This window comes from Frankia gtarii, from assembly GCF_025403375.1.
Taxonomy (GTDB): Bacteria; Actinomycetota; Actinomycetes; order Frankiales; family Frankiaceae; genus Frankia; species Frankia gtarii.
In genome coordinates this window covers 1-1,577 of record NZ_JAMPTM010000523.1, presented here as the reverse complement: position 1 = coordinate 1,577, position 1,577 = coordinate 1, and the positions used below count along the sequence as shown (strand labels likewise).

The window sequence follows — 1,577 nt, the reverse complement described above, 5'->3', positions numbered from 1 at the left end:
CTCCCCATCATCGCCGCACAGTAGCCTCCGCCCCACGGGGCCCTCCGCCCCCAGCCGATGGGATGGAAGGCGACGGCGGATTCGACCACATGCCCGAACTCCGGCAGGTACGGGGATACCCGGCGGTACTCGTCGCCATCGTGGTTGCCTGCCTGTCCTGCGCCGTCGGGTCCGGCGACAGGGCAAAGCCGTCATCGACCTTCACCCCCGGCCACTGGTGACAGGCACCGGAAGGGATAGAGACCAGCCAACGCATCAAACCCGTTCATTGACCAGGGGCGTGCCCAGAGCGACGGCCGCAGGCGTGTCGGCGGCTTGGGGCGGTCTCGCGAGAGGGCATAGGAAGGCGGTCGTCTACCACGGTCCGGCGAACATCCGGGTCGAGGAGGCCACGAAACCGAAGCTCGTCGCGCCGACAGATGTGATCGGCGGCCGGCCTGGGGCGTCCGCGCCCTACTCGATTGCCTGGCGCTTCGGATGGCACCGGCGGATCCGAGCTGAGCCGACCTCCGCATGTGTGCGGTGTTGGGACGACAACGCCGTCTATCTCGCCTACGCCGCCGACCGCGGCCACACGTTCATCGACCGGGCCGTACTAGTCGGCAGCCGGGTGTCCGCGTCCGGCGAGGATCGCAACGCCGCGGCACTGGCGCGATGGCCGACGCTGCCGGCCCATCAGATCTGGAGTTGCTGCCTGCAGCTCCTGCTGGTCCTCGAAGCCGGATCCGGGGAGCCCTCGATCATCTCAACGAGCATGATCCAGTGTCTGACCTGTGAGGATGCTCCCGCGATAGGACTCGAACCTATAACCTGCCGGTTAACAGCCGGCTGCTCTGCCAATTGAGCTACGCGGGATCGGGTGCTCTGCGCACCTGACGAAGTCAGCCTACCTGAGGTTCCAGCGGTCATGGACGTGGGGTAGTAATCAACTTGACGGCACAACGCCGACCGGCCGGCGGCCATCCGCCAGCACGTCCATCGGTCTCCCGGGAGGCAACATGCGCATCAGGCCCAGCGTCGTCATCGCACTCGGCTTCGGGTACGTCCTGGGGTCCCGAGGCGGACGCGAACACTACGACGTGATCATGCGGCAGCTGCGGGAGGTTCGGGAACGGCCGGAGGTGCAGGGCGCCGCCGGTGTCGTGTCCGCGCAGGCGGGGACGGTTTTCCACCGGGTCCGCGGCCTGTTCGCCGGGGAGGCCGAGTCGTCCGGGACCCGGCCGTTCCGCCCGGTGGCGGCGCACGGCTCGAACGGGGTCAGCTCGGTCGGCGCCCACTGACCGACCGGGCGTGTCGCCGTCGCGCCGTCCCGGGAGGAGGTCGCAAGGAGGTGCCGCGCCGGTATCCGTCGGGTGGGGCGTCGTTGGGTGGTTCGGTCGTCGGAGCCGCCCGTCGTGACCGCCGACCGCACCTACGACTGCCGCCCCGAGGGTGAATCTGGTCACCGCCGGCATCCCGCCCCTGCCGGCGGCGCCGAGAGTACGGCGGTCCGGTGGCGCGGCGGTGGGGTCGAGGGCATGGCGGATCGGAGCACGGCATGTCGATGAGACAGGCCAGGCCGGCGCGGGGACGGGCGG

Annotated in this window: 1 protein-coding gene and 1 tRNA gene; one reads left to right on the top strand and one right to left on the bottom strand. The window is 69.8% G+C overall.

Annotation, left to right across the window (positions count from 1 at the left end; all coding sequences use genetic code 11):
- Positions 1-782: 782 nt before the first annotated feature.
- Positions 783-855: transfer RNA gene (locus NBZ83_RS32050), tRNA-Asn, on the bottom strand.
- 143 nt (positions 856-998) lie between these two features.
- On the opposite strand from NBZ83_RS32050, the gene NBZ83_RS32045 reads away from it, so the two are divergent.
- On the top strand, positions 999-1,280 hold the full coding sequence (locus tag NBZ83_RS32045; RefSeq protein WP_261569561.1) for a hypothetical protein: 282 nt from the start codon (positions 999-1,001) through the stop codon (positions 1,278-1,280).
- The last annotated feature ends 297 nt before the right edge of the window (positions 1,281-1,577 follow it).